Annotated in this window: 4 protein-coding genes; all 4 read left to right on the forward strand. The window is 64.4% G+C overall.

Annotated elements, in window-relative coordinates; genetic code table 11:
• Window positions 1-679 (forward strand): deoxyribose-phosphate aldolase (gene deoC / locus NKH02_RS33915; protein WP_352884176.1); only part of this gene is annotated, 679 nt, incomplete at its 5' end.
• A 77-nt stretch (window positions 680-756) separates the two neighbouring features.
• The gene (locus tag NKH02_RS33920; RefSeq protein WP_352884178.1) at window positions 757-3129 is read left to right on the forward strand and encodes an aldehyde dehydrogenase family protein; all 2373 of its coding nucleotides are present in this window, start codon (window positions 757-759) and stop codon (window positions 3127-3129) included.
• 189 nt (window positions 3130-3318) lie between these two features.
• Window positions 3319-4050, forward strand: a complete 732-nt coding sequence (locus NKH02_RS33925) for an SDR family oxidoreductase (protein ID WP_352884181.1) — start codon at window positions 3319-3321, stop codon at window positions 4048-4050.
• A 148-nt stretch (window positions 4051-4198) separates the two neighbouring features.
• Window positions 4199-5044 (forward strand): fumarylacetoacetate hydrolase family protein, encoded by an 846-nt coding sequence (locus tag NKH02_RS33930; protein WP_352870257.1) that lies wholly within the window; start codon window positions 4199-4201, stop codon window positions 5042-5044.
• Window positions 5045-5193: the final 149 nt, after the last annotated feature.

Consider the following 5193-nt stretch of genomic DNA (forward strand, 5'->3'; position numbering starts at 1 on the left):
TGAACCGATCCGCCCGGCGGCCGTCTGCGTCTATCACCCCTTCGTCTCCACCGCCGTCGATGCCGTGCGCGGCACCGGCATCCATGTCGCCGCCGTCTCCACCGCCTTTCCGCATGGCCTCGCACCGCTGTCGACCCGCCTGCAGGAGATTGAGGCATCGGTCCGCGACGGCGCCGACGAGATCGACGTCGTCATTCCGCGCGGGCTGGTGTTCGGGGCCAAGTGGCGGGAGCTCTACAATGAGATCGTCTCGATGCGCGCCGCCTGCGGTGACGCGCATCTGAAGGTCATCCTCGGCACCGGCGACCTCGCCACGCTGCGCAATGTCATGCTGGCTTCGATGGTGGCGATGATGGCGGGTGCCGATTTCATCAAGACCTCGACCGGTAAGGAGAGCGTCAACGCGACGCTGCCCGTCGGCCTCGCCATGGTGCGCGCCATCAGGGCCTATTTCGAGGAAACCGGCTACCTCATCGGCTTCAAGCCGGCCGGCGGCATTTCCACTGCCAAGGCCTCGCTCGACTGGCTGGTGCTGATGAAGGAAGAACTCGGACGGCCGTGGCTGGAGCCCGAGCTGTTCCGCTTCGGCGCATCGAGCCTGCTGACCGACATCGAGCGCCAGCTCGAGCACCATCTGACCGGTCACTATTCGGCCAATCATCGCCACGCAATGGCATAGGGATCGGGCTAAAGCTTTGAACGTGGAGTTCTTTCGCGCGAAAGAACGCCTTCCAAGACAATTATCTGGAGCGATCCATGAACATTCTCGACCGCTATCACGCCATGGATTACGGCCCGGCGCCGGAAGCTCGCAACGAGGCCGATGCCTGGCTTGCCGCGCGCGATTTCGGCAAGGCGCTGTTCATCGGCGGCGAATGGAAAGCCGCTTCCGGTGGCAAGACTTTCGACACCAGCGAACCGTCTTCCGGCAAGCTGCTGGCCAAGGTCTCGGACGCCACTGCCGCCGACATCGACGCGGCGGTTGCGGCGACCGCCAAGGCGCTGCCGAAATGGAGCGCCAGTTCAGGCTATGCCAGGGCGAAAGTGCTTTATGCCATCGGCCGTGCCATGCAGCGCCATCAGCGCCTGTTCGCGGTGCTTGAGACAATCGACAATGGCAAACCGATCCGCGAGAGCCGCGATATCGACGTGCCGCTGGCGATCCGTCATTTCATCCACCATGCCGGCTGGGCACAGGCGCTGGACAGGGATTTTCCCGGCCACAAGGGTGTCGGCGTCGTCGGCCAGATCATCCCGTGGAATTTTCCGCTGCTGATGCTGGCCTGGAAGATCGCGCCCGCACTCGCCGCTGGCTGCACGGTGGTGCTGAAGCCGGCCGAGTTTACGCCGCTGACATCAATCCTGTTCGCCGAAATCTGCGAACGCGCCGGCGTACCGAAAGGCGTCGTCAACATCGTCCAGGGCGGGCCTGAGGCCGGCGCGTCCATCGTCAACCACCCCGGCATTCAGAAGATCGCCTTCACTGGCTCTTCCGAGGTCGGCAAGGTCATCAGGAAAGCCACGGCGGGGTCCGGGAAAAAACTGTCGCTGGAGCTCGGCGGCAAGTCGGCCTTCATCGTCTTCGAGGACGCCGATCTCGACAGCGCGGTCGAAGGCTTGGTCGACGGCATCTGGTTCAACCAGGGCCAGGTCTGCTGCGCCGGATCGCGGCTCTTGGTGCAGGAAGGCATTGCCGATGCCTTGATCGCCAAGGTCAAGGCGCGGATGAACCGGCTGCGCGTCGGCAGCCCGCTCGACAAGAACACCGATATCGGTCCGCTGGTCGACTTGACACAGCTCGACCGGGTCAAGGGTCTGGTCGCCGAGGGCGCCAGACAGGGCGCCGTCTGCTGGCAGCCGGATGCGGCGCTGCCGTCCACCGGCCATTATCATCTGCCGACGCTCGCCACCGGTGTTTCGCCGGCTAACATCCTGGCGCAGGAGGAGGTGTTCGGCCCGGTGCTGGCGACCATGACCTTCCGCAACACCGAGGAAGCGATCGAGCTTGCCAACAACACGCGCTATGGGCTGGCGGCTTCGGTGTGGAGCGAAAACGTCAACCTCGCTTTGCATGTCGCGCCGCAGCTGAAGGCAGGCGTCGTCTGGGTCAACGGCACCAACATGTTCGATGCCGCCTGTGGCTTCGGCGGCTATCGCGAAAGCGGCTTCGGACGCGAGGGCGGACGCGAAGGCATGTTCGAATATCTCGCGGCGAAACTGCCGCTCGGCCCGGTCATCAAGCCGGCGACGATCTCGGCGCAACCGGTCGAGCAATCCGACGGCGACGCGATCGACCGCACGGCAAAGCTGTTCATCGGCGGCAAGCAGGTTCGCCCGGACGGCAATTACTCGCTTGCCATCGCCACCGCCAAGGGCAAGCTTGCCGGCGAAGTCGGGCTCGGCAGCCGCAAGGACATCCGCGATGCCGTCTCTGCGGCCCGCGCCTGCAAGGCATGGCCGGAGGCGACCGCCTATAACAGGTCCCAGGTGCTCTATTATCTGGCTGAAAATCTTTCCGGCCGTGCCGACGAGTTCTCGGCGCGCCTCGTGCAGCTCACGGGCGTCACCGCCAAGGCCGCGCGCGAGGAGGTCGACCAGTCGATCGAGCGGCTGTTCCTCTATGCCGGCCTTGCCGACAAGTTCGAGGGCCGCGTGCACCAGCCGCCGGCTCGTGCCGTGACACTGGCCCTGCACGAGCCGGTCGGCGTCGTCGGCATCGTCGCGCCTGACACCTCGCCGCTGCTCGGCCTGATCTCGCTGGTCGCACCGGCGCTGGCCATGGGCAACACCGTGGTCGCGGTGCCTTCGGAAAGATACCCGCTGCTGGCCACGGACCTCTATCAGGTCATCGAATATTCCGACGTTCCGGCCGGCGCCATCAACATCGTCACCGGCCGCACGGCGGAACTTGCCGGCGTGCTGGCCAAACATGACGATGTCGACGGGCTGTGGGTGTTCGCCGATGCCGAGACCTGCGCCAAGGCGGAGGCCGAATCCATCGGCAACCTCAAGCGCGTCTGGAGCGGCAATGGCCGCGGCTTCGACTGGGCGTCCGACGAGACGGCCGGCGACGCCTTCCTGCGCCGCGCCGTCGAGGTGAAGAATGTCTGGGTGCCTTACGGGGATTGAGCCATGTGGCTATCCGCGATGGTGATCGTGTTCGGACTTGACGCTCGGCTGCATGTTCTTTAACGAGAAAAAACATTTTTATCTATGGGTTGATGACGCGCAGGCCGCATGATGATGCCTGACTGGCACATGACGCCCCAGCCGGCTGCCGATAGACCCTAACGATGCCAAGCGGACGAGGAGAACAGCATGGCGGATCTGGCAGGCAAGGTCGTTGTCATCACGGCAGCGGCGCAAGGCATCGGCAAGGCGAGCGCGCTGGCGTTCGCCAAGGCAGGCGCCGTGGTCCATGCCACAGACATCAACGAAGCGCTGCTGGCTGAGCTCGCCAAGACCTCCGGCATCAAGACCCGCAAGCTGGACGTGCTCAATGACGAGGCCGTCAACGCGGCCTTTGCCGAGATCGGCATCGTCGACGTCCTGTTCAATTGCGCCGGCTTCGTCCATTCCGGCTCGATCCTGGAGATGAAGGATGCCGATCTCGATTTCGCCTTCAACCTCAACGTCCGCGCCATGATCCGCACCGTGCGGGCAGTGCTGCCCGGCATGCTGGAGCGCGGCGACGGATCGATCATCAACATGTCCTCGGTCGCCGGCGCCGGCAAAGGCGTGCCCAACCGCTTCGCCTATGGTGTCACCAAGGCCGCCGTCATCGGCCTGACCAAGGCGATCGCCGCTGACTATGTCGGCAAGGGTATACGCTGCAACGCCATTTGCCCCGGCACGGTCGAGAGCCCGTCGCTGCAGGACCGTATGCACGCGCAAGGCAATTACGATGCCGCCCGCGCCGCCTTCATCGCCCGCCAGCCGATGGGCCGGCTCGGCACGCCGGAGGAAATCGCCGATCTCGCCGTCTATCTGGCCGGCGCCACCTATACGTCCGGACAGGCCTACAATATCGACGGCGGCTGGTCGATCTAGGGTGCTCTCCCTAGCGGAAAAGCAGGTTGCTTCCGCGCTTGCCCGGCCACCATCCACTGGCTAGGTTCCGCCGGCCCTGGAACCACGTCGTCGCGGCGACGGAGCGAATTGTAATCGGCCGATGGCCGCAATCAGGAGAAGGATCTAGATGAAACTGCTGCGCTATGGCGAGGTGGGAAGCGAGCGCCCAGGTCTGCTCGATGCCGATGGCACCATCCGCGATCTGTCCGCTCACGTCAGCGATATCGGCGGCAAGGCGCTCGATCCGGCGGCGCTGGCTGATCTGGCCAAGCTCGATCCGAAGTCGCTGCCGGCGGTTCCCGGCAGCCCGCGCCTCGGCGCCTGCGTCGCCGGCACCGGCAAGTTCATCTGCATCGGCCTCAACTATTCCGACCATGCCGCCGAAACCGGCGCCACCGTGCCGCCGGAACCGATCATCTTCATGAAGGCAAGCTCGGCCATTGTCGGGCCGGATGACGACGTGCTGATCCCGCGCGGCTCTGACAAGACCGACTGGGAGGTCGAACTGGCCGTGGTTATCGGCAGGACCGCTAAATATGTCAGCGAAGCCGATGCGCTGGACTATGTCGCCGGCTACAGCGTTGCCCATGACGTGTCGGAGCGGGCCTTCCAGGCCGAGCGGCAGGGCCAGTGGACCAAGGGCAAGTCCTGCGACACCTTCGGACCCACCGGCCCGTGGCTGGTGACCAAGGATGAAGTGGCCGACCCGCAGAACCTCAAGATGTGGCTGACGGTCAACGGCAAGACGATGCAGAACGGCTCGACCAGGACCATGGTCTACGGCGTCAAGTATCTGGTGTCCTATCTCAGCCAGTTCATGTCGCTGCACCCCGGCGACATCATCTCCACCGGCACGCCGCCCGGCGTTGGCCTCGGCATGAAGCCGCCGGTGTTCTTGAAGGCTGGTGATGTGGTGGAGCTCGGCATCGAAGGCTTGGGTCAGCAGAAGCAGACGTTCAAGGCTGACGTGTAGGAGCGATATTTCGGAGGCTAGCGCCGCCCCTCATCTGGCTGCCGCCATCTTCTCCCCGTTGAACGCAGGGCTGTCCGGGGAAAGTTTTGAGTGAATCGAAATGCCGCATGTGCATGCCCCGTAAAACGGGGTTTGTCCGTCTTCTCTCT

The organism is Mesorhizobium sp. M1396, from assembly GCF_040317725.1.
GTDB lineage: Bacteria > Pseudomonadota > Alphaproteobacteria > Rhizobiales > Rhizobiaceae > Mesorhizobium.